The organism is Streptomyces finlayi, from assembly GCF_014216315.1.
Classification (GTDB): domain Bacteria; phylum Actinomycetota; class Actinomycetes; order Streptomycetales; family Streptomycetaceae; genus Streptomyces; species Streptomyces finlayi_A.
Window position 1 is genome coordinate 1,306,798 of the sequence record NZ_CP045702.1, and the last position, 21,923, is coordinate 1,328,720.

Annotated in this window: 20 protein-coding genes; 6 read left to right on the top strand and 14 right to left on the bottom strand. The window is 71.7% G+C overall.

Annotation, left to right across the window (positions count from 1 at the left end):
* The first annotated feature begins 135 nt into the window (after positions 1-135).
* From F0344_RS06025 to F0344_RS06040, 4 genes are read left to right on the top strand one after another with little or no spacing between them, the layout of a single operon-like run.
* Entirely contained in the window at positions 136-777 is a 642-nt protein-coding gene (locus F0344_RS06025) for a CBM96 family carbohydrate-binding protein (protein ID WP_185297785.1), read from the top strand.
* Positions 774-3,029 (top strand): LamG domain-containing protein, encoded by a 2,256-nt coding sequence (locus tag F0344_RS06030; protein ID WP_185297786.1) that lies wholly within the window; start codon positions 774-776, stop codon positions 3,027-3,029. The genes F0344_RS06025 and F0344_RS06030 overlap by 4 nt, the downstream gene beginning before the upstream one ends.
* Complete coding sequence (locus tag F0344_RS06035) at positions 3,029-3,733, top strand: hypothetical protein (protein WP_185297787.1); 705 nt, start codon at positions 3,029-3,031, stop codon at positions 3,731-3,733. The genes F0344_RS06030 and F0344_RS06035 overlap by 1 nt, the downstream gene beginning before the upstream one ends.
* On the top strand, positions 3,730-4,557 hold the full coding sequence (locus F0344_RS06040; protein ID WP_185297788.1) for a glycosyltransferase family 2 protein: 828 nt from the start codon (positions 3,730-3,732) through the stop codon (positions 4,555-4,557). The genes F0344_RS06035 and F0344_RS06040 overlap by 4 nt, the downstream gene beginning before the upstream one ends.
* Position 4,558: 1 nt before the next feature.
* On the opposite strand, the gene F0344_RS06045 is transcribed toward F0344_RS06040, so the two are convergent.
* Positions 4,559-5,719, bottom strand: coding sequence for a glycosyltransferase (locus tag F0344_RS06045; protein WP_185297789.1), 1,161 nt, complete (start codon positions 5,717-5,719; stop codon positions 4,559-4,561).
* A gap of 109 nt (positions 5,720-5,828) precedes the next feature.
* On the opposite strand from F0344_RS06045, the gene F0344_RS06050 reads away from it, so the two are divergent.
* Positions 5,829-7,295 carry a hypothetical protein gene (locus F0344_RS06050; protein ID WP_258049698.1) on the top strand — a complete coding sequence of 489 codons (1,467 nt, stop codon included), beginning with the start codon at positions 5,829-5,831 and terminating at the stop codon, positions 7,293-7,295.
* Here F0344_RS06050 and F0344_RS06055 read toward each other — a convergent pair.
* From F0344_RS06055 to F0344_RS06065, 3 genes are read right to left on the bottom strand one after another with little or no spacing between them, the layout of a single operon-like run.
* A complete protein-coding gene (locus tag F0344_RS06055) occupies positions 7,264-8,508 on the bottom strand; it encodes a hypothetical protein (RefSeq protein ID WP_185297790.1) in 1,245 nt (414 codons plus the stop codon). The two genes, F0344_RS06050 and F0344_RS06055, sit on opposite strands and share 32 nt — an antisense overlap.
* A complete protein-coding gene (locus tag F0344_RS06060) occupies positions 8,505-10,187 on the bottom strand; it encodes a lipopolysaccharide biosynthesis protein (protein WP_185297791.1) in 1,683 nt (560 codons plus the stop codon). The genes F0344_RS06055 and F0344_RS06060 overlap by 4 nt, the downstream gene beginning before the upstream one ends.
* On the bottom strand, positions 10,184-11,446 hold the full coding sequence (locus tag F0344_RS06065) for a glycosyltransferase (protein ID WP_185297792.1): 1,263 nt from the start codon (positions 11,444-11,446) through the stop codon (positions 10,184-10,186). The genes F0344_RS06060 and F0344_RS06065 overlap by 4 nt, the downstream gene beginning before the upstream one ends.
* A 154-nt stretch (positions 11,447-11,600) precedes the next feature.
* Between F0344_RS06065 and F0344_RS06070 the strand changes: the two genes are divergently transcribed.
* Entirely contained in the window at positions 11,601-12,047 is a 447-nt protein-coding gene (locus F0344_RS06070; RefSeq protein WP_185297793.1) for an adenylyltransferase/cytidyltransferase family protein, read from the top strand.
* Here F0344_RS06070 and F0344_RS06075 read toward each other — a convergent pair.
* The 10 genes from F0344_RS06075 to F0344_RS06120 form a co-directional block, all read right to left on the bottom strand.
* Positions 12,016-12,750 carry a CDP-alcohol phosphatidyltransferase family protein gene (locus F0344_RS06075; RefSeq protein ID WP_185297794.1) on the bottom strand — a complete coding sequence of 245 codons (735 nt, stop codon included), beginning with the start codon at positions 12,748-12,750 and terminating at the stop codon, positions 12,016-12,018. The two genes, F0344_RS06070 and F0344_RS06075, sit on opposite strands and share 32 nt — an antisense overlap.
* A gap of 258 nt (positions 12,751-13,008) precedes the next feature.
* Entirely contained in the window at positions 13,009-13,362 is a 354-nt protein-coding gene (gene mnhG / locus F0344_RS06080; protein WP_185297795.1) for a monovalent cation/H(+) antiporter subunit G, read from the bottom strand.
* Positions 13,359-13,700, bottom strand: coding sequence for a monovalent cation/H+ antiporter complex subunit F (locus F0344_RS06085; RefSeq protein WP_185297796.1), 342 nt, complete (start codon positions 13,698-13,700; stop codon positions 13,359-13,361). The genes mnhG and F0344_RS06085 overlap by 4 nt, the downstream gene beginning before the upstream one ends.
* Entirely contained in the window at positions 13,697-14,326 is a 630-nt protein-coding gene (locus F0344_RS06090; protein WP_185297797.1) for a Na+/H+ antiporter subunit E, read from the bottom strand. The genes F0344_RS06085 and F0344_RS06090 overlap by 4 nt, the downstream gene beginning before the upstream one ends.
* The gene (locus F0344_RS06095) at positions 14,323-15,972 is read right to left on the bottom strand and encodes a Na+/H+ antiporter subunit D (RefSeq protein WP_185297798.1); all 1,650 of its coding nucleotides are present in this window, start codon (positions 15,970-15,972) and stop codon (positions 14,323-14,325) included. The genes F0344_RS06090 and F0344_RS06095 overlap by 4 nt, the downstream gene beginning before the upstream one ends.
* Positions 15,969-16,580 (bottom strand): Na(+)/H(+) antiporter subunit C, encoded by a 612-nt coding sequence (locus tag F0344_RS06100; RefSeq protein ID WP_185297799.1) that lies wholly within the window; start codon positions 16,578-16,580, stop codon positions 15,969-15,971. The genes F0344_RS06095 and F0344_RS06100 overlap by 4 nt, the downstream gene beginning before the upstream one ends.
* Positions 16,577-19,477, bottom strand: a complete 2,901-nt coding sequence (locus tag F0344_RS06105; RefSeq protein WP_185297800.1) for a Na+/H+ antiporter subunit A — start codon at positions 19,475-19,477, stop codon at positions 16,577-16,579. The genes F0344_RS06100 and F0344_RS06105 overlap by 4 nt, the downstream gene beginning before the upstream one ends.
* 155 nt (positions 19,478-19,632) lie before the next feature.
* A complete protein-coding gene (locus F0344_RS06110) occupies positions 19,633-20,064 on the bottom strand; it encodes a (4Fe-4S)-binding protein (RefSeq protein WP_185297801.1) in 432 nt (143 codons plus the stop codon).
* 288 nt (positions 20,065-20,352) lie between these two features.
* Entirely contained in the window at positions 20,353-20,754 is a 402-nt protein-coding gene (locus F0344_RS06115) for a RidA family protein (protein WP_185297802.1), read from the bottom strand.
* Positions 20,751-21,878 (bottom strand): acyl-CoA dehydrogenase family protein, encoded by a 1,128-nt coding sequence (locus tag F0344_RS06120; protein WP_185297803.1) that lies wholly within the window; start codon positions 21,876-21,878, stop codon positions 20,751-20,753. Before F0344_RS06120 ends, F0344_RS06115 begins: the two co-directional genes overlap by 4 nt.
* Positions 21,879-21,923: the final 45 nt, after the last annotated feature.

Consider the following 21,923-nt stretch of genomic DNA (forward strand, 5'->3'; position numbering starts at 1 on the left):
GCCGGGACGCCTCGGACGCAACCGTTGCGGTGCCCTCGCCTCCTGTGTGCTGTCCGCCGCCGGGGGCCGTCGCGCCGCCGGCCGCCGCACTGACACCGCTCGTACAACGGCTACTGGCGGGTCGGCGGCGACGCCATGAGCAACGCCTGGCCGAACCGGCCGGCCAGCACCTACCTCGCCGGTCAGATCGACGAGACCGCGGTCTACCCGGGCGCGCTGACCGCCGCCCAGGTGGCCGCCCACCACGACCTGGCGGACGCCGCTCCCCCGGCGGGCGGCACCACGCTCACAATCGCACCGGCCGAGGACGCGTACGTCAACGGGGTCGCGGCGAACACGACGTACAACGACAGCCAGCTCGCCTCGCGCGGCAGTACGCCGTATGTGGGCCATCTGCGCTACACCCTGCCCGCGGCCCCACCCGGACAGGTACTCACCGGCGCCCGCATCGACTTCCGCACCTCGTCGGACGCGACGTCGGGCTCCACCGACAGCCACACCCTGGTACCGGTCACCGGTGCCTGGACCGAGTCGGCGGTCACCTACAACACCCGGCCGGCGCTGTCCGCGTCCGTGCTGGGGACCATCACGGACGCGGCCTCGGTCTCCACCGGCTACTCGGTGGACCTGAACGCGTCCGCACTGGGCGGGGCGCTCGGCTCCGCCTACTCACTCGCCCTGACCAGCAGCGGGACGGACAGTCTGCGCATCTGGTCGAGCGAGTCATCATCCGCGGCCTACCGGCCGCAGCTCGTTCTCACCTTCGGAGCTGAATGATGAACGGAAGTACGGGGCAGAGATCCGGGAAGCCTCGTGGACGGGTGCGAGCCGCATCCGCCGCGCTGTGCCTGCTCGCCGGGGCCCTGACCGCCACAGCGGCAGGAGCCGCACCGGCTGCCGCGCTGACACCGCCGGTGTCGATCACCGCGGACGACCTCACCACCTGGCAGACCAACGGCATCGTCTGGTCGATGGCAGCGACCGACGGGGTCGTGTACGCGGGAGGAACCTTCTCCACCATCCGGCCGCCGGACGCTGCGGCCGGCACGGGCGAGCAGCCCGCGGTGAACTTCGCCGCGTTCGACGCCGGGACGGGAGCACCGATCGGGTGCGACCTGTCGTTCACCCTCGCCTCCGGGACGGCGACCGTACGGGCACTGACCCTCTCCCCGGACGGCGACACCCTCTACGCGGGCGGCCAGTTCGGCTCGGTCAACGGGGTGGGCGTCAGCAACATCGCGGCCATCGACACGGCGACCTGCACCCCGCGCCAGGACTTCAAGATCAGCGTCACGGCGACCGTACGGGCCCTGGCCGTCACTGCCGACACCGTCTATCTGGGCGGTGACTTCAACAACGTCGGCGGGCAGACCCGGAACAAGTTCGCCGCCGTCACCACGGGCGCGGACCTGCTGCCGTGGACGGCGAACACGGACGAGGTGGCCCGGGCCGTCGAAGTGACGCCGGACGGGCAGAACGTCCTGCTCGGCGGCGACTTCTTCACCGTCAACGGCACCGCCTCGCACGCACTGGCCGTGGTCGACGCCACCACGGGAGCGCTCACCAAGAGCTACCCCGGCTTCATCCCAAATGCGTCCACGGTGAAGGACCTGACCACGGACGCCACCGGCTTCTACACGGCCAACGAGGGCACCGGAGGCGGTGTCTTCGATGGCAGGATCGCGGTCGACCTCGACGACTTCCAGCAGCGCTGGCGCGACACCTGTCTGGGGGCCACCCAGTCCGTACTGGTCCACTCCGGAGTGCTGTACAGCGGCAGCCACGCCCATGACTGCTCCAGCATGGGCGCGTTCCCCGACCAGCCGCGCAAGCACCTGCTGGCCCAGTCCGTCGACGATCCGAAGCTGCTGCCCTGGTTCCCGGACACCAACGACGGCCTTGGTGAGCCGGTCGGGCCCCGGGTGATGGCCCAGACGGACAGCGCAGGCCGCCACTACCTGTGGGTCGGCGGTGAGTTCACCAAAGTCAACGGCGCGGGCCAGCAGGGACTGACGCGGTTCGCCGACGGTCCGGACACCGGCGCCCCGTGGGTGCCCAACGTCAGCCTGTCGACGGTCGCTCCTGGGCGGATCGACGTCAACTGGCAGACCAGCTTCGACACCGACGACGGTGAGCTGACCTACCGGATCTACAAGGACGGAGCCACCACCCCGATCCACACCACGACGGGCTACTCCGTCTTCTGGGACCGGCCGCAGCTGCGGTGGACGGACACCGCCGTCGCGCCTGGCGAGAGCCACTCGTACCGGATCACCGCGAGCGACGGCATCAACACCAGCGCCAAGTCCCCGTCCCAGTCCGCGACCGTCTCGGCCACGGCCGGGGCGTATCCGGCGCGGGTCCTCGGCGACGGGGCCTCGCTGTACTGGCGGTACGACGAAGGGGTGTCGTCCTTCGCGTCGGACACGGGCCCCGGCCTGGACAACGGGTTCCTGCGCAACGGGCCCGCCTACCGGCAGACCCCGGCCGCCGTCGCGGGCGATTCGACCGCGATCGGCTTCGACGGGAGTGCCGACTACGCGTACAGCAACGAGCGGCGCCCGGCACCGGCCCGGTTCTCGGTGGAGACCTGGATCAAGACCACCACCACCCGGGGCGGCAAGATCATCGGTTTCGGTAACCGGGTGATGCAGAACAGCTCCTCGTACGACAGGCACGTGTACATGCGCAACGACGGACGGCTGGTGTTCGGCGTCTACAGTGGCGGGGCCAGAACGGTGACCTCGCTGGGCGCCTACAACGACGGCAACTGGCACCACGTCGTCGCCACCCAGGGCACCGGCGGTATGGCGCTGTACGTGGACGGGCAGCTGCGCGCGTCGAACTGGCTGTACACCGGCAACGAGTCCAGCCCAGGCTACTGGCGGGTCGGCGGGGACAACCTCGGCAGCTGGCCGAGCCGTCCGACCAGCAACTTCTTCGCCGGTCAGCTCGACGAGACCGCTGTCTACCCGACCGCGCTGAGCGCTTCCCAGGTCAGCGCGCACTACGCCCTGAGGACGGGCTGATGAAGTATCCGTTCCTGGCCGGCGCCGCCGTCGTCGTACTGACGGCGGCGCTGGCCGCCTGCGGCTCGTCCGCCGAGGGGAACGGGCCGCAGGCCGCGGGTGCCACAGCATCCGCGGCCTCCGGGCCCCCCGTCGCCGGACCCTCGGCCACGGCCCGGGAGCAGGAGCCGGCCCCCGACGCCTCCGCGAGCGCGACCCGTGAGGCCCCCAAGGTGCCCACCGACCGGATCACCCCGGCCACCGGGTCGTTCACGAGGAAGCAGAAGGAGTTCCTGACCGACCGGGTCCCCGTGGGCATGGACCCGGCCGCGGTGCTCCAGACCGGGCAGGAGACCTGCGACAAGCTCCGCTACCTCGTCAAGGTCGACCGGGACACCGCCGTCGGCTCGATCGTGACCGGCGAGATCCCGGACGCACCGGACGCCGTCGCCCATCTGTGCACCGAACAGCAGGAGTTGGTGGACGAGGCCGCCCTCGGTTACGCCGACGGCACCCACACGGGCAAGAAGCTCCGGCCGGGCAGCTACCGCTCGGCCGCGCCCACCAAGGACTGCACCTGGCGGATCGAGGACGGGTCGGGCAAGGCCCTGGACTCGGGGTCGTCCGACACCGGGAAGCCGACGCGGATCACCATCCCGCGCACGGCGCGCACCTTCACCTCCACAGGCTGCTACGCCTGGCTGCCCGAAGGAGACAACAGTTGAGCAAGCTGCCGATCGCGGTCGCGATCCCCACGAAGAACGAGGGTCTCAACATCGCCGAGGCGGTGAAATCGGTACTCGGCCACTTCGAGGCGGTCGTCGTGGTGGACTCCCACAGCACGGACGACACGGCGAAGATCGCTGAGGAGTGCGGGGCCGAGGTGGTCACCTACACCTGGGACGGCGGCCATCCCCGTAAGAAGCAGTGGTGCCTGGACCACGTCCGCACCGACCTGGACTGGATCCTGGTGCTCGACGGCGACGAGCGGCTCAGTCCCGGGCTGCTCGCGGAACTACGGACCATCTTCTCCGATCCGGCCGCCGAGAAGCCGGCCGCGTACGACATACCGCTGGGCTACTGGTTCTCCGGGAAGCGGCTGCGGCACGGGTACACCATCCGCAAGCGGTCCCTGACGGACCGGACCCGCTGCCACTATCCGGAGGTCGGCGACCTCGACGCCCCCGGGATCGGTGAGGTGGAGGGGCACTACCAGCCCGTCGCCCCGACGAGCGCCGCGCTGGTCAACCCGATCGAGCACCAGGACCTCGATCCCGTCACCGCCTGGTTCGAGCGGCACAACCGCTACTCGGACTGGGAGGCGTGGCTGGAGCACCACCCGGACGTCAAGGAGCAGGTACGGAAGGTGAAGTCCCGCCAGGGCCAGCTGTTCCACAAGGCGCCGTTCAAGCCCCTGGTGTCGTTCGCGTACATGTACGTCTACCGGCGGGGCTTCCTCGACGGCCGTGCGGGGCTCGACTTCGCGCTGGCGATGAGCTTCTACCGGTGGCAGATCGCGCTGAAGTCACGTGAGGGAACGTCGCGTTGAGCTACCGGCGGCTCCGGCGGACCACATCCTCGTAGGTCCGCCGGAGGGTTCCGGTCACGGCCTCGATGGTGAAGTGGCCGTTGACCAGGCCCCACGCCGCCTCGCCGGCGCGTTCGTTGGCCTCGGGCTCCAGCAGGTCCAGGACGGCCTGCGCGACCTTCCCCGCGTTGGCGGCGTCCTCGCCGGGGCGGCTCTCGACGACGAGACCCGCGCCCGCCTCGGCCACATCGGGCGCGAGTCCACAGGTACGGGTGATGACGACGGGGGTACCGACGGACATGGCTTCGAGGACGGAGACGCCCAACGGTTCCTCGATCGAGGGGAGTACGTACACGTCGGCCTCCCGTCCGGCCGAGAGCACCTCCTCGTGTCCGAGGGGCCCCACGTGGTCGAGCGAGTCCGCCACACCCAGCCTGCGGGCGAGTGCGAGGGTGCCGGGCAGCGCACCCGTGTCAGGGCCTGCCAGGACGAAGCGCGCGTCGGGGTACTTCTCCAGGACGGCCGGCATCGCGGCGACGAAGTCCTCAGGGCGCTTGCGCTCCTGGATACGGGCGAGGAAGAGCACGGTCGGGGGCCGGGCCGGGTCCCGGGCGGGCTTGCGCTCCTGCGGGCGGACGCCGTTGACCAGCCGTACGGTCCGGGTCAGCGGGACCGGGGCGGCCACGGCGTTCACATCGAGCCGCTCCGTCTCCGTCAGGTGCAGGACGGCGTCGGCACCGCGCAGCACCTTGCGGACTCCGAGCAGGTCGGTGAGCTGGGCGACGCGCTTCTCCGTCGGGTCCACCATGCCGTGGGTCTGGACGACCAGCGGCGTACGGGTGGCCAGGGCCAGCAGGGCTACGGGCAGGGTCACGAGGTCGCGCATCAGATGGACGTGTACGAGGTCGGCGCCCCGCATCATGCGGCGCGCGGCGCGCAGCAGCGCACCTGAGGTGATGCCGCTGACCTCGAACACGGGGAGCACGTGCCGGGCCTGGAAGAGATGGACCGGAACTCCCTCGACGGCATCCGGGAGTTCGCCGTCGAAACCGTCACCCAGCGCCATGATCCGGGCGTCGTCGCCCTGGGCGCGCTGCACCTTGGACAGGTTGAGCGCGACTCTCGTCGGGCCACCGAACGCGTGGTCCGGAGTGTGGAGCGTGACGACGTGCAGAATCTTCACCAGGGTCCCCCTCAACCTCGGCCGACTGTTCACAGAATAGTCAGGGCATCCCCCCAAGTGCGTTGATTCGTTAAGGTGTTCCCAGGTCGGTCCACGGAGCGGGGAGCGCATGACATCCGTGCAGGTCGAGTCCGTCGCGAAGCCCATGTCGTGGGCGATGCTCTCGCGGGCGCTCGCGGTCCCGATGATTCTCGGCCTGGTCTGCTTCCTTCCGGCGGTGATCGTCGCGCAGCCGGGCACCGGTGTCCGCGACAACGCGTTCTGGCTGCAGCTCGTCCTCACCTGCTACTCGGGGGCACGGCTCGCCACGATGATCCTGTCCACCGGGCGACGGCTGCTCCAGGGCGTCTTCTGGATGTTCGTCTACATCGCCATGGGGGTGGCACCGCTCGCCCAGGCGGTCATAGGGCAGACGCCGACCCCGATGGTGGGCCCGCGGTCCGACCTGGTGACGGCGATCGGGCTCATCCTGCTGGGCTGCGCCGCCTTCGACCTCGGGGCGCTGCTGGCCGCGCGGCGACCGCTGCGGCGGCGCGCGGGGGCTCAGGGCAGGGCGGGCCCGACGGCACACCAGGGGCGGCTGACGCTGCTGGTCGTGATCGCGTTCGTGGCCGGCGGGTACTACATCCTGAAGCTCGGCGGGCCCGCGATCTTCTTCAGCAGCCGGCAGGAGATCAGCGCGTCGGTGGCGGAGAGCGGCGTCGTGTCCACCGAGTCCAATGTGGGTTCGGCGTTCCTGAAGGGCTTCGGCACCGTACCCGCCCTGATCGCGCTGCTCTTCTGCACCCGTCGTCTGGCGACGTCGCGCAGGGCCCGGCGCTCACCGTCGACGGTCCTGGTGTGGGTGGCGCTGGTGGCGCTGAACCTGATCGTGAACAACCCCATCTCCAACGCCCGTTACTGGTTCCTGACCGTGCTGGTCTCGCTGCTGTTCACCGCGTTCCCCAGCAGCGCGGCGATCTACCGCTCGGTCCTGGCCATGGGCGTCGTGGGAGCGCTGGTGCTGTTCCCGTACGCGGACCGGTTCCGGTACGACGCCGAAGGGTACAAGCCGCCCGCGGAGTCGGCGTCCGTCTTCGAGCCGCTCGCCACCAAGGACTACGACCAGACGGTGATGTTCGCCAACACCATCTCCTGGGTCGACACCCGCGGCCACACCTACGGCCGTCAACTGGCCGGTTCGGCCCTGTTCTTCGTGCCACGCGCGGTGTGGAGCGGGAAGCCGGAGGACACCGGTGTCCGGGTCGGTCAGTGGATGGGCATGAAGATGACCAATCTCTCCGCGCCGCTGTGGACCGAGCTCTGGGTCGACTTCGGTGCCACCGGCATGGCCGGCGGTCTGGCCCTCATCGGCTACGGGGCGGCCCGTACGGACCGCAGGTTCGCGATCGCGGTGACCAGGGCGGGTCCGGGACCCGGCAGTGTGCTGGCGATCGCGGCGCCGCTCATCGCCGGATACACCTTCATCCTGCTGCGCGGTCCGCTGCTCCAGTCCGCCGGGAAGTTCGCGATCGCCGTCCTGTGCCTGCTGCTCGTGACCAGCTTCAGGACCCGGAGCGGACAGCGCTCGCGCTGACGGTCTCGCGCCCCGGGGTTTCCCGGGCCCGCAGCCGCACGACGCGGGTCCAGGTGGCGACCGCCTTGCACACGGACCCCAGGCACAGGCCCCAGGCGGCCCCGGTGACACCGCCGAGCGCGTAACCGCCTGCCAGGAAGGCCACGGCGGCCAGCGAGAACACCACCTGGATGGACAGGGTGGTACGGGGGTCGAGCATCCGCAGCGCGAGCAGACCGCAGGTGCCGACGGCCATCGCCGCGTACTGGCTGCCGGTCGCGGGCAGCAGCGCGGCTGCCGTGGGCCAGGTGTCGCCGAGCAGTTCGCGTCCCGCCGCGTCGGGCAGCAGCGCGAGCGCGGCAGCCCAGAGGGCCGCGGTCGCAGCCAGGACGGCGCCCAGTGCCGCCGTGGCCCTCACCTGCCGCCGCCGGGAGCCGAGACGGCCGAGCAGCGGGGGGCCGAAGCCGGTGGCCGAGGTGTAGAGCACGTTCAGGGGGCCGAAGAGGGTGGTGGCGCCCCTGAGCGCGCCCACGACCAGGGGGCTGCCGACGGCCCCGAGGCCGAGCACCGAGAGCTGGCTCGTGGCGTTGCCGACGCCGAACTCCACGACGAACCGCTGCCCGAGGTGCCCCCGCCGGAGCAGGGGGCGCACCCTCAGCGGTGTCCCCGCGGTCCGCCGGTGCAGCAGGGTGGCGGAAAGCAGCAGGGCCGGGAGCGCGGAGAGCCCCCAGACGGTGACCAGGCGCGCCGCCCCCGCCCCGTGCGGCTGCACGGCCAGCGACCCCAGCACGCAGGCCAGTCGCAGGACGTCGCAGAGCAGGGCGAGGTGCGGCAGGCTCAGGGTGGAGAAGGCGTAACGCATGGCGTCCTGGCCGAGGACTACCGGAAGCACGAGCCCGAGCATCATCAGGGCGCGTGCCGTGTCGCCCGGGACGAGCAGACAGACGGTGGCGAGCAGTGTCCCGAGCGCCGTGGCGGCGAGCAGGGTGAAGGCGACGGCCGACCGGCAGGCCCCCCGGGTCTCGTCGTCCGCGCCGCGTCTCAGCACCAGCGGCTGTCCGGTGTAGGCGCCGGAGGCACCCAGCAGGATGCTGAAGACGAGGTAGACGGCGGAGAAGCGCGCGAAGTCGGCGACGGTGGAGAGCCGGGCCGCCGCGACCAGCACCAGGATGTTGGTGAGGGCGGTGACCCCCTGGTCCGCGACCGAGCAGGCGATCGCGGTACGTGCCCTCACCGGCGCCCCGCGGAGGCGTCGAAGGCACGCAGCCCGAGTGTCTCGGTGGGGTCGCCGGTGATCGCGGGGTCGTCGGGGTCGGGGCCGTCCGTCCGTGCGGCCGGACCGCTGCGCCGCCGCGGGGACTTCTTGCGGTCCTTGGAGCCGAGGCGTCCGCGGCCCGGGTGCAGGAGGACGCCCAGCACCGAGCCGCCGGAGGCGCTGATGATCTCGCGGATGCGCTCCACGTCGCTGCGGTGCACCTCGCGCGGGTCGCAGACGATCATGACGCCGGCCACCCGGTCGACCAGGGCCACGGCGTCGGCGTAGGCCAGGACGGGCGGGGCCAGCACGATGACGACGGTGCCGGGACGGTCGGCCTCGGCGACGATGCGGCCGACGGGGGCGGAGGTCAGCGCGCGGGGCACGTTGTCGACTCGCCGTCCCGCGACGAGGGTGAAGGCGCCGGAGCCGGGCACGTCCACGTTGGAGCGGCTGCCCGATGGCCAGGTGCCGTTGTCGTCCGCCGCCCAGCGGGGCGGCCTGGCCTCGTACGCCGCCGAGCCGAGTTCGCGGGCCAGCGACGGCGTCCGCAGATCGGCCTCGACGAGGAGGACGTCGCGGCCCATCTCGGCGAAGGCGGCGGCCAGGTTCGCGGCGGCGCCGGCCGCGGCGGCGTTGTCGCCGCGCGGTGCGGTGACCAGCAGTCGGCGGCTCTCCGTGAACGAGGGGTCGTAGGCGAGGCGGAAGGCCACGGCCCGGTACTCCTCGGCGAGTCTGCTGCCGCCCCGCCCGATGGCGAGCAGGCTGTCCGGGGCGCCGCGCTCCCGGGGCAGGGTGCCGAGCACCGGAGCGCCGAGGGCGCGTACGAGCTCGCGGGTGGAGCGCACCGACGGGTCGAAGACGAGGCGTACCCACGACAGGAGGAGGCCCAGGGCGAGGCCCACCACGCCACCGAGGCCGAGCAGCATGGGCAGGCCCGCGCCCGTGGGCTCCCGCGGGGCGACGGGCTTCTGGTTGAGGTAGCCGGGCGTGCTGTCCAGGGCCCGCAACTCGCTTATCTTGCGGCTGAGTTCGGAGATGGACACGATGAGGTTGGCGCGGGCGCTGCTCACGTCGTCGGCCTCGCTCGCGCCGACCTGGTCCTCGAGCAGGTCGCGCTTCTCCTCCAGCGGCTTGAGCTGGGCCCGGTAGCCCTCCGCCATGTTCTCGATGCTGTCCTCGGTGCGCTGTCTGCGGTGTTCGAGGTAGGCGTCGGCGAGCGCTTCGGCGCGGGATCTGGCCTGCTCGGGGGTGGCGCCCGTGTAGGAGAAGCGCAGGGTGAGCGTGTTGGGCGGGTTGGTGACCTGGAGGCCGGCCAGCAGGTCACCGGCGTCGACCGGGTCGGCGTCCTTGGCCAGGGCGTCGGCGGCCAGTTCGCCCACGGTGTCACTGGCGGCGGTCTGCCGTTCGGAACCGATGTTGATGCCCTTGTCCGCCGAGGCGCCGGTGGCGAACGGGTCGGCGGTGGCGGAGCGGACGAGGACGACGCCGGTGGCGGTGTACGTGTCCGCGCCGCTGAGCGCGAGATAGCCGCCGCCGAGAAGCCCGACGATCACGCCGACGGCGAGGAGCGCGCGGTAGCGCAGGAGCTGGCGGAACTGGTCCCGCAGCAGCGCCGGTTCGTCCTGTTCCTCCAGGGCACGGATCGGATGCGTCATCGCGGTGGTCTCCCTTGAGCGTTCCCGAGGACCTCGGTGAGCAGGGCGTCGAAGCGTGCGAGTCCCGCCTCGCGGCCCAGATGGTGTGCGACGTACCGCGGGCCCTGGGCGCCCAGGACCTCGGCCGCGGTGGCGTCCTCGGTGAGTTTGCGTACGGCCGCCAGGAGCGCGGCGGGGTCCTCGGGTGCGACCAGGACTCCGGCTCCGGAGCGGCGTACCTCGTCGGCGGTGCCGCCCTCCTCGGCCACGGATGCGACGACGGGCCGGCCGGAGACGAAGTAGGAGGTGAGCTTGGAGGGCACGCTCATGTCGAGTACGGAGGCCCGCTGGGTCACCGCGAGGACGTCGGCCGCAGCGAGGACGTCCGTGAACTCCTGGGCCCCCGCGGGCGGCAGGAAGTCGATGTTGGGCAGGGTGCCGGCGAGGGCACGGAGTGTCTCGCGCTGGTTCCCGTCGCCCATCAGTACGACGCGGACGTCCGGGGCGAGCCTGGCCGTGTCGAGGAGGACCTCCAGGCCCTGCTTGAGGCCCATGTTCCCGGAGTGCAGCAGGACCGGGGTGTGCTCGGGCCAGCCGAGCCGGGCGCGGGTGGCGGAGCGGTCGGCGGACGGGGGCTCCACATGTGTCCAGTTCGGGACGACGCGTATGCGGTCCGGGTGGACGCCGAGCGCGGTGACCCCCGGCACGAAGGTCTCGTGGATGACGCCGACGAGGGCGGCGTCCCGGAGGGCGTACCGCTCGGCCGAGGCGGCGATGGCCGCGGCCCTGCCGCCACCCCGTATGCCGCTCTGGGCGGCGGCCGCGCCCATCAGGTCCTGGACGACCGGTATGTACGGGACGCGGTGGCGGCGGGCGATACGGGCTCCGATGACGCCGCCCGCGAGGCTGGGCATCTGGGCGATCACCGCGTCGGGGCGGCCCGGCGGCGGCGCGAGGAGCCCGTGCGCCAGCACCGTCGCCTCGAAAGCGCCTCTGCGCAGGGCGGTCTGTCGGGGCGGCACGTAGTGCCTGCGGCGGTGGACGACGACTCCGGACCGGACCTCACGGGTCCGCCAGACCCCTCGGTATCGCGCGTCGAGGCTCCAGGACGGGTAGTGCGGCATGCCGGTGAGCACCTGGACGCCGGCTCCGGACGCGGCCCAGTGCTCGGCGAGCTGGGTGGCGTACGGGCCGATGCCGGTCAGCTCGGGCGCGTAGTTGGTCGAGACCACCAGCAGTCTGCGGTCCTCGAACGTTCGGTGATCTTCGGCAGCGGACATCGGTTCGGTCGCCTTCCCCCCGGAACAGCCACTGCTCCCCCCATGGAACAGTCCCCGGAGCGAGCTTATCCGTTCACGGCTTGCCCAAGTGTTCTTCACAGTAAGGTCGTTGGAGATCTACACCGATACCGATATTTCCGGGGGGAGACAGCGGATGGTGCACAGAGTCGGATATGCACCGGGTGTGTACGACTTGTTCCATGTAGGACACCTGAACATCCTGCGGCATGCGCGCAGTCAGTGCGACTACCTGGTGGCCGGGGTCGTCTCCGATGAGATGGCCGCGCTCGCCAAGGGCCACAAGCCGGTGATACCTCTGCCCGAGCGGCTGGAGATCGTCCGGAGCGTACGTTTCGTGGACGCCGCGTTCGTCGAGACCGTGCCGGACAAGGTCGAGACCTGGCAGCAGGTCCGCTTCGACGTGATCTTCAAGGGCGACGACTGGAGGGGCACGGAGAAGGGGCTCCGACTGGAGCGCGACTTCGCCGAAGTCGGCGTGGAGGTCGTCTACTTCCCGTACACCGTGCACACCTCCAGCACCCAGTTGCGCCGGGCGCTCGACGTGCTGGTCAGTCCGCCCGGAGCGCTCTCAGCTCCCTGAACCACTTCGTGAGGAACGCCACGAGGAACAGGGCGTGCACGGCGGCGAGCGCGGCGTACCCGGCGAGGAAGACCCCGGGTGCGCCGGACAGCAGGAACACCAGGCAGAACACCCCGTAGTCGGCGGGGAGCAGCGCCACGGCCCGCACCCGGGAGACCGGGCCCGCGGCCCCGTCCACCGGGGCCGGGCGGGCCGCTGCCGCCGCCTTGCCGAGCTGCTCGCGGAGCAGTCCGGCGCAGAAGGTGAGCACCGCGACGAACAGGAAGCCGAGCGGCAGCAACAGCCAGCCGTCCGAGGACAGTGCGCCGAAGCGGTGGAACGAGACCAGTACGGCCGTGTGGACCAGGATCATCTTGGCGCAGTCGACGACATGGTCGAGCCATTCGCCGTCGGGGCCGCCCTTCCCGGTGAGCCGGGCCAGCTGGCCGTCCGCCGAGTCGAATGCGAAGCCGACGGCCAGGCCCGCGTAGACGGCCACGCCGAGCGCCCACGAAGGCTCGGCGAGCGCGACCGTCAGGATGGCGGCGAAGGTGAACGCGGCACTGACCAGCGTTACTTGGTTCGGTGACAGTCCCAGCCGGTAGGCCCCGGCCGCGAGCACCCGCCCCGCGGGCCGGTTCACATGACGCGAGTAGAGCGATACGCCCTTGGCGGTCTTCTGCGCGCCGCGCAATTCGCGCAGCACCGTACCTGTGCTTCTCATACGCCCCCCAGCGTCCAGCGGTGTCCGCATCATGGCACGCGGAGATCCTCCCTGTGGACCCTGTTCACCTTTGGCCCGCCCGGGGCCCCTCACCCGCGCGGACCGGCTCCGCTCGCGCCGCCCGGCCGCGCGTTCCACGATCGGGGCTCGGTTACCGAGGGAGACACCGGCCGTGGACCGACAGGACTGGCACGGACGGCAGCGGACGGACCATCACCGCCAGGAGCAACCGCCGCACCGGACACGTGTGGACGTCGGTCAGCGCTCCTCGGTCAGCTGCTCGTCCAGCTCGTCGAAGAGCAGCCGCTCGTGGTCGATCTGGCCGGTGCGGTAGGCCGAGCGGGCCACCAGATGGGCGGCGACCGGGCCGGTCATCATCTGGAAGAAGACGACCAGGCCCAGGGTGGCCAGGTCCATGCCGACGCCCAGCCGCAGCCCGACCCCGATCAGGACGAGGAGCAGGCCGAGGGTCTGCGGCTTCGTGGCGGCGTGGCTGCGCGACAGGACGTCGCGCAGCCGCAGCATGCCGATGACGCCGAGGAGGGAGGTGGCCGCGCCGATGAGGACGAGGAGGGCGCCGGCCGTGTCGGCGATCTGGTACCAGGGGCTCACTCGGCTCCCTCCTTCGTTCCGGTGGCGGCCGGGGGCGGCGGGTTCGCGCGGGACTGCGGCCGGTCGCGTACGGCGATGAAGCGGGCGATGCCCACCGAGCCGGTGAAACCGAGGAACGCCAGCACCATCATGATCGGGAAGTAGTAGGGGTCCCTGGAGAAGGCGGACTTGGCTCCGAGTCCCGCGATGATCAGGGCCGCGCACACGTCCAGCGCGATGGCCCGGTCGAGCATGGAGGGGCCGCGCCGGATGCGGATCAGGAGCAGCGCCCCGGCGACGACGATCATCACCACGGCGGCGGTCAGCACGATCCGGTCGAAGGTCTCGGGAGCACTCATGCGGCACCTCTCCCCGGGCCGGTCCACGGGAGGTCGGGGGGCGGCTCGCCGACACGGGCGATCTCCTCGCGGGTGCCGAAGGCCCGTACCGTCAGCTTCTCCATGCGCCACACGGACGTGCGCGCCGCGTCCAGAGCGGCGGGGCTGTCCGCGTCGAGCACATGCAGGAAGAGCGTGGCCGTCGAACGGCGTACCTCGACGATGGATCCGCCCGGCACGTTGGACACGGCGACGGCGGTCGCGGCGAGCATGAGATCGCTGCGGCAGCGCAGCGGGACGCCGATGACGGCGCTCAGGTGGGACCGTCGGTCGAAGATCTGACGGGTGACCCGCACACCCGAGGTGTACATGTCGTAGAGCAGGTACGTGGCGAGGCACAGGATGCCCCAGGGGCGCAGACGCAGTCCGAGGTCGACCCTCGGCAGGGGGAACGCCAGGCACACGGCCACCGACACGGCGAGGCCGGTGATGACGTTGGCCCAGGACAGCGTGGACCACAGCAGCACCCAGATGAGGGTGAGCCAGGCGATCAGCGGCAGATCGAGCACCCGGCGGCGTTCGCCTAACTCGCAGCTGAAGGGCGGGAGTTCCTTGTTGCGGAAGGAGAGGCTGAGTACCCGCTTCACCGGCCGAGCACCTCCTCGACGTAGGGGGTCCGGGCGAGCATCTCGGCAGCCGCGCGGTCGGTGTACGAGGTCAGGGGACCGGCGAACACGGTGAACGCCAGCCCGAGGGCCACCGCCGCCGTGGTGGCCCCCAGCATCGTGCGCGGCAGCCGGGTGGTGGTGGTGACCGCGTGTCCGTGCAGGGTGGCCGCCACCGCGCGGCCGGCCGGGTGGTAGTCGCGCACCACTTCGTCGCCGGTGCCCGGCATCCGGTCGGGGCCCGCGTCGGCGTCGTCGTCGGACGCGTCGTCGGACTCCAGGACCGTGCCGTCCGCGGCCTGCCCCGGCGGGGCGGCCCGCCAGAACGCCAGGTTCCAGACCTTCGCCATCACGTACAGCGTCAGCAGACTGGTGGCCACCGACCCGGCCACCAGGATCCAGGCCATGGCGCCTCCGTCGGCGACCCCGGCCCGCACGAGGCCCAGTTTTCCGATGAACCCGGAGAGCGGCGGGATCCCGGCCAGATTCATCGCGGGTACGAAGAAGAGGACGGCGAGCACGGGGGCGGCCTTGGCGAGGCCGCCGATCCGGGTGAGTTCGGTGGTGCCCGTATGCCGCTCGATGAGCCCCGCGACGAGGAAGAGCGTCGTCTGCACGGTGATGTGGTGGGCGACGTAGACGACGGCGCCGCCGAGCGCCTCGCGGGTGGCGAGACCGACACCGAAGACCATGTAGCCGATGTGGCTGATGAGGGTGAAGGAGAGCACTCGCTTCAGGTCGGTCTGGGCGACGGCGCCCAGGATGCCGATGACCATGGACGCGAGCGCGGCGGTCATCAGCACGCCGCCCAGCCGGCCGCCCGGGAAGAGCAGCGTCTCCGTCCGCAGCATGCAGTAGACGCCGACCTTCGTGAGGAGTCCGGCGAAGACGGCGGTGACGGGGGCCGGTGCGGTGGGGTAGGAGTCGGGCAGCCAGGCCGCGAGGGGGAACACCGCGGCCTTGACGCAGAAGACGACGAGCAGCGTGACGTGGATCAGGGTCTCCACGCCGAGGGGGAGTTCACCCAGCCGTACGGCGAGCTGGGCGAAGTTGGCGGTGCCCGCGGCCGCGTACGTCGCCGCGATGGCGATCAGGAACACCATCGAGGAGAACAGCGAGATGATCACGTAAGTGGATCCCGCGCGGATCCGCGGGCCCGTGCCGCCCAGGGTGAGCAGGACGAAGCTGGCCAGGAGCATGATCTCGAAGCCGACGTAGAGGTTGACGAGGTCGCCGGCGAGGAAGGTGCAGGAGACCCCTGCGACGAGAATGAGGTAGGCGGGGTGGAAGACGGCGACCGGGGTCTCCTCGTCCCGGTCGGCCATGCCCTGGCCGAGGGAGTGGACCAGCACGCAGAGCGTGACGGCCGAGGAGACGGTGAGCATCAGTCCGGACAGCCGGTCGGCGACCAGGGTGATGCCGAGCGGTGGGGCGAAGTCGCCGAGGTCGACGGAGAGCGGGCCGCCGCGGTCCGCGGCGATCATCAGGGCGACGGAGAGGGCGAGCACCGCGCTGAGCACGGTGACGCTGATGAAACGCTGGAAGCGTTTCAGACGGGTGCCGAAGGCGAGGCTGAGGCCGGTGGCGCAGAGCGGCAGCAGCACCGGCAGCGGGACGAGTGCGTTCATCCGGGGGCTCCTCGGTCGGGTTCTTCGGACGCGTCGCCCCGCTGCTCGGCCGCGTAGTCCTCCGGGTCCGCGCCCAGCACGTCGTGCCAGAGGTCGCCCGACGCGTCGCGGCCGCGGGCCTGGAGGGCACGGTCGGCGCGGAGCCGCTCGCTGAGACGGCGGTGTTCGTCCCGGTAGCGGGCGCGGTCGCCGCTGGTGGGCTCGGACCCGCTCCGGTACTCCGCGCGGAGTACGGCCCGTTGCTCCATCACTTCGATGCGCAGGGCGATGCGCCGGTCCTCCAGGTCGTCGTGCACCTCGTCGGTGCCGGTCAGCTGGTGGCTGCGGTAGGCCATGGCCAGGAGGAACGCGGTCGTGGCGAGGGTGATGACGATGGCGGTGAGCGCGATCGCCTGCGGCAGCGGGTCGGTGACCCGGTGCAGGGGGACGCCGTAGAGGAGCGGCTCACGGCCGGCCGGTCCGCCGGCGGCCAGGATGAGCAGATTGATGCCGTTGCCGGCGATCACGGCGCCCAGCAGGATGCGGGTGAGGGGCCGGGTGAGCATCAGGATGCCGCCGACCGCGCAGAGCACCACGCCCGGGACGAGGAGCGAGAGGCTGACCGTCACCGGCCGGCACCTCCCGCCGGGTTCCCGGCCTCGGTGGGGACACCCGCGGCCCGTTCGATCTGCCGGTCGATCTTGGCGCCGAGTGCGCGCACGATGTCCAGGACCACTCCGAGGACCAGCAGATAGACCCCGGCGTCGAAGAGGACCGTCGAGCCGAGGTGGTAGTCCCCGAACACGGGCAGGTGCCCCTTGTGCGACCAGGCGAGCAGGACGGTGCCCTTGACGAGTCCGAGCAGCGCGACGCCGGTGGTCAGGATCAGTCCCAGGCCGGTGAAGAGTCCCGGCTGCAGCGGCGCCGCCTCGGCCAGTTCGAACCGGCCGCCCGCCAGATAGCGGATGATCAGGGCGACTCCGGCGACGAGCCCGGCGACGAATCCGCCGCCCGGCATGTTCTCCGCGCAGAACAGCAGGTACACGGAGAGGACCAGGATGGGGTGGAAGAGCAGCCGCGCCGTCACTTCCAGGACGACGGAGCGGTGTTCCGGCGCGAGGGTCTCGCCCGCCGCCAGCCAGCTCCGCTCGGGTGCCGATTCGTCCCCGTGCGGCAGTCCGGTCAGCCGGGAAGTGGTCAGGGACCAGGCGGTGCGCCCCCGTAGATCCTCCTGAGCCATCGGTCCCTCGCTGCGGCGGTGCCGGTAGATCAGGCTGGTCACGCCGATCGCCGCGGCGGCGAGCACCGCGGACTCCCCCATCGTGTCCCAGGACCGCAGGTCCACGAGGATGGTGGCCACCACGTCCTTGAGTCCGTGCCGTGCGGTCTCCTCGACCATCGCGGCGCCCGCCGGTTCCGCGGTGCGTGCCGCCGCCGCGACCCACACGACCACGCCCACCGTGCCCGCCGCGGCCAGCGCGAGCGGGATGCGGGCGGCGCGCCGCCAGGCACTGACCGACTCCTCGAAGCGCACCGGCATCCTGCGCAGGACGAGCACGAACACGACCATCGACACGGTCTCGACGCAGAACTGGGTGAGGGCCAGGTCGGGTGCTCCCTGGACGACGAACAGCAGGGCGGCCCCGTATCCGGTCAGCCCCGCCAGGACCACGCCCTTCATCCGGCGGCTGACCGTCAGACAGGACAGCCCGGCCGCGCACGTCAGCACCGCCACGGCGCCCTGGAGCGGGACGTCCCACAGCCGGGGGCCCGCCACCCCGCGCCAGGGCCGGTCGGTCACGAGCACGGCCAGCTGTCCGGCCAGCAGCACCGCCAGGATGGTGGCCAGATAGCCGGTGAGCGAGCCGCGCTGGACGAAACCGGTGATCTGGAGGGCGAGGCGTTCCAGGCCGAGGAGGAGATGGCCGAAGACGCTGTCCGCTGTCGGCCACGCGATCCGCCGGGAGATCCGGGTGACGGTGGAGCGCCCGGCGAAGAGCACCGCACCGCCCGCCCAGGCGAGCACCGACAGGAGCAGGGCGATGCCGAAGCCGTGCCAGAGGGAGAGGTGGTACGGATGTGCGGGCGCGGGGAACGTGTCCGCGTAGGCGGCGAACAGCCGGTCGGTCCAGCCGACGCCGGGCCCCAGTACCAGGCCACAGACCGCCAGGAGGGCGGGAGGCGCGAGGAAGGCCTGGCCCACCCGGTGTACGGGGGTGTCAGGGACGCCGGGTTTACGGGCGAAGGCGCCCCACACGAACCGTACGGTGTACGCGGTGGTCAGCGCCGAACCCACGACCGTGGCGGCCAGGACCCACCGGTCCACGGGGTTCCCCTCCAGCAGCGCTTCGAAGGCCGCCTCCTTGGCCGCGAAGCCGAGGAACGGAGGAAGCGCGGCCATGGAGGCGGCCGCGAGCACGGCGACCGCGCACACGTGGGGCAGGGCCCGGCCGACGCCGGAGAGTCTTCGCAGGTCGCGGGTGCCGGCGGCATGGTCGACGATGCCGGTGACGAGGAACAGGGGCGCCTTGAACAGGGCGTGTCCCAGGATCATGACAGCGGCGGCGAGGGCCGCGTCGCGGTTGCCCGCGCCGGCGAGGACGGTGAGGAAGCCGAGCTGGCTGACGGTTCCGTAGGCGAGGACCAGCTTGAGATCGTGCAGGCGCAGTGCGCGCCAGCCGCCGAGCAGCATGGTGGCGGCGCCGAGCACCAGGACGACGGGCCGCCAGACCGGCACGTCGGCGAAGGCAGGGGCGAGCCGTGCCACCAAATACACCCCGGCCTTGACCATCGCGGCGGCGTGCAGATAGGCGCTGACCGGTGTGGGCGCGGCCATCGCGTTCGGCAGCCACAGGGAGAACGGCCAGATCGCGGACTTGGACAGGGCGCCGCACAGCACCAGGACCACGGCGACGGAGACGGCGGGCGTGGCCTCGGGCGGATCGGCCACGATCGTGGAGATCCGGTAGGTGCCGGCCGTCTGACCGATGATCAGGAAGCCGACGAGCATCGCGAGGCCGCCGGACGCCGTCACGGTCAGTGCCTGGAGCGCCGAGCGGCGGTTGGACTTCCGCTCGCTGCCGTATCCGATCAGCAGGAACGAGAAGACCGTGGTCAGTTCCCAGAACACGTAGAGCGAGATCAGGTCGTCGGCGAGGACCAGGGCGAGCATGGCACCGGCGAAGGCCAGCAGGTTCCCGGCGAATCCGGCCAGGCCCGGGGCGTCGTCGTCGAAGTACGAGGCGCAGTAGAGCAGCACCAGCGTGCCGATGCCGGCCGCGAGCAGCACCATCAGTTCGGCGAGCGCGTCCAGACGCAGGGACACGGAGACGTCGTACGCCGGCATCCACTGCCACGACCAGCTGACCGGCTCCCCTGACGCCGCGCCCTCCCACCGGACCGCCGCCCAGACCGTGGCGGCGGCCGGGGGCACCGCGAGTACGAGGAAGGCACGTCTGCCGAGACGGCGCACCAACGGGCCCGCACAGGCCGCCAGCACGAAGTGGCAGACGATGAGCGCGGTCATGAAGCGGGGGGCTGAGGAGCTTCCTGGACAAAGGGCACTGAGTACAGATATATCGCACCGTGCCGTTCACTCGGACGCCGCGCCGCGCCGCGCCCGGAGCGGTTCGGTTCCGCTTCCGGTTCCGCTTCCGGTGCCGCTCCGGTGCCTCCGCCGGTTCAGATGTGGCGGGCGCAGTCGCCGCTGTGGTCGCAGTACGGCGCGTGCCCGGTCCTCCGGCAGCCGCAGAGCATCACCCGGGTCTCATGGCGGGGGCCCTGGGCGGTGACCACTTCGAGGTTCCCGCGCAGGTGGAGTACGCCGTCGGAGTGGAGGGAGACCCGGGTCGGCGCGTCGGGGACCTCGTCGGGGAGGCCGTCGGTGCGGTGGTACCGGAGGGCACCGCTGGGGCAGCGGTGGATGACCTCGGCGACCTCGTCGGCGGAGGCGTTACCGGGCACGATCCAGGGCTTGCGCCCCACCTCGAACACGGCGGGCAGGCCCCGGACGCACTCGGCCGCGTGCAGGCAGCGGTGGGCGTCGTAGCTGACGGTGATGCCCTCACCGTCGTACGACCTGGCCGCAGGGGGCGGGGGCGGTTCACTGGTCACCGCTGGCCTCCTGGATCTGCTCGGCCGGATCCGCTCGGGGCTCCGTGCTCCGCACTTCCGTGCGGGCCCCTCCAGCGTCTCCCGAGTACACCGGCTTCGCCAACTGGCGTGTCACCGTGCCCCGGTTGCCCGAGGTGCGGGGCGTCGTGATGAGCGCGGGCAACCAGGCCGTCAAGGCGCTGCTCACCCCGATCACGGACGAGCTGCTGAAGGTCGGGATTCCGGGCGCGGCCCACGTGCTGGTGCAGCCGTACCGAGTGGTCGAGGACCAGGGGTGGCGGGGCGGGTTCAGTCGAGTGCCGCCACCCCGTCGAGTTCCACCATCGCCTGTTCGTCCCAGAGTCTGACGACGCCGATCACGGCCATGGCCGGGTAGTCGCGTCCTGCCGACCGCCGCCAGATCCGGCCCAGTTCGGACGCGTGCTCCCGGTAGTCGGCGACATCCGTGGCGTACACGGTGACCCTCGCCAGCCCTGCCGGGGTGCCGCCCGCCGCGCGCAGGGCGGTGAGCAGGTTGCCGAGGGCCTGCTCGAACTGCTCGGGCAGGGTGTCCCCGACCACCTTCCCGGCCTCGTCGAGGGCGGTCTGGCCGGCGAGGAAGACCAGACGGCCGCCCGTGACGGTGACGGCGTGCGAGAAGCCCGTGGGCGGGGAGAGTTCGGCGGGGTTGATCCGGTTGACCGGGTTCATACGGACGGCTCCTGGGTCGCGTACAGCTGCTTGGCGATGATCGTGCGCTGCACCTCGCTGGCACCCTCGTAGATCCGGGGCGCGCGGACCTCCCGGTAGAGGTGTTCGAGCAGGTGGCCGCGGCGCAGGGCGCGGGCGCCGTGCAGCTGGACGGCGGCGTCGACGACGTACTGCGCGGTCTCGGTTGCGTACAGCTTCGCCATGGCGGCGCGTCCGGGCACGCCGTCCTCGCCCGCGTCGTACGCCGCGGCCGCCGCGTACACCAGGAGCCGGGCGGCCTCGGTGCGGGTGGCCATCTCGGCGACCTGGTGGGAGACGGCCTGGAGGTCCTTCAGCGGGCCGCCGAAAGCGGTGCGTTCCGCGGTGTGCGCGACGGTGGCGTCGAGGGCCGCGCGGGCCATGCCGACCGCGAAGGCTCCGACGCTCGGCCGGAAGAGGTTGAGGGTGTTCATGGCGACCCGGAACCCCCGGTCGGGCTCGCCGAGGACGTCGGCGGCGGTGACGGGGACGTCCTCGAAGGCCAGCGCCCCGATGGGGTGCGGGGAGAGCATGTCCAGCGCTTCTCCGGTGAGCCCGGGGCGGTCGGCGGGGACCAGGAACGCGGTGACGCCCCGGGCTCCCGCGCCCTGGGTCGTACGGGCGAAGACGGTGTAGAAATCGGCCTCGGGCGCGTTGGAGATCCAGCACTTCTCGCCGGTCAGCCGCCAGCCGTCCGGGGTGACGCGCGCGCCGAGGGCGAGGGCGGCGGCGTCGGAGCCCGCGCCCGGCTCGCTCAGCGCGAAGGCGGCCACGGCGCGGCCCGCCCGCACCTCGGGCAGCCAGCGCCCGCGCTGCGCGGGCGTGCCCGCCTGGACGACCGGATACGCGCCGAGCCCCTGGAGCGCGAGGGCGGTCTCGGCCTCCGTACAGCCACGGGCCAGGGATTCGCGCAGCAGGCAGAGGTCGAGCGCGCCGGAGTCGAAGAGCCTGTCGAGGAGCCCCAGTTCGCCGAGGGCGGCGAGCAGCGGGCGGTTCACCCTGCCCGCCTCGCCCTTTTCGGCGAGCGGCCGCAGCTGGTGCACGGCTGTCCCGTACAGCTCCGCGCACCAGGCGGTCCTGGCCGGGTCGAGCGAGAATGCCGTCATGGCGGCGCCTCTCTTGTCACGTCTTATCGCGAACCGTTGACTACC

Coding starts and splice junctions, on each gene's coding strand:
- F0344_RS06025 (WP_185297785.1), top strand. CDS start 136: ATGAGCAACGCCTGGCCGAACCGGCCGGCCAGCACCTACCTCGCCGGT.
- F0344_RS06030 (WP_185297786.1), top strand. CDS start 774: ATGATGAACGGAAGTACGGGGCAGAGATCCGGGAAGCCTCGTGGACGG.
- F0344_RS06035 (WP_185297787.1), top strand. CDS start 3,029: ATGAAGTATCCGTTCCTGGCCGGCGCCGCCGTCGTCGTACTGACGGCG.
- F0344_RS06050 (WP_258049698.1), top strand. CDS start 5,829: ATGACATCCGTGCAGGTCGAGTCCGTCGCGAAGCCCATGTCGTGGGCG.
- F0344_RS06060 (WP_185297791.1), bottom strand. CDS start 10,187: ATGACGCATCCGATCCGTGCCCTGGAGGAACAGGACGAACCGGCGCTG.
- F0344_RS06065 (WP_185297792.1), bottom strand. CDS start 11,446: ATGTCCGCTGCCGAAGATCACCGAACGTTCGAGGACCGCAGACTGCTG.
- F0344_RS06070 (WP_185297793.1), top strand. CDS start 11,601: ATGGTGCACAGAGTCGGATATGCACCGGGTGTGTACGACTTGTTCCAT.
- F0344_RS06075 (WP_185297794.1), bottom strand. CDS start 12,750: ATGAGAAGCACAGGTACGGTGCTGCGCGAATTGCGCGGCGCGCAGAAG.
- F0344_RS06085 (WP_185297796.1), bottom strand. CDS start 13,700: ATGAGTGCTCCCGAGACCTTCGACCGGATCGTGCTGACCGCCGCCGTG.
- F0344_RS06095 (WP_185297798.1), bottom strand. CDS start 15,972: ATGAACGCACTCGTCCCGCTGCCGGTGCTGCTGCCGCTCTGCGCCACC.
- F0344_RS06105 (WP_185297800.1), bottom strand. CDS start 19,477: ATGACCGCGCTCATCGTCTGCCACTTCGTGCTGGCGGCCTGTGCGGGC.
- F0344_RS06115 (WP_185297802.1), bottom strand. CDS start 20,754: ATGAACCCGGTCAACCGGATCAACCCCGCCGAACTCTCCCCGCCCACG.
- F0344_RS06120 (WP_185297803.1), bottom strand. CDS start 21,878: ATGACGGCATTCTCGCTCGACCCGGCCAGGACCGCCTGGTGCGCGGAG.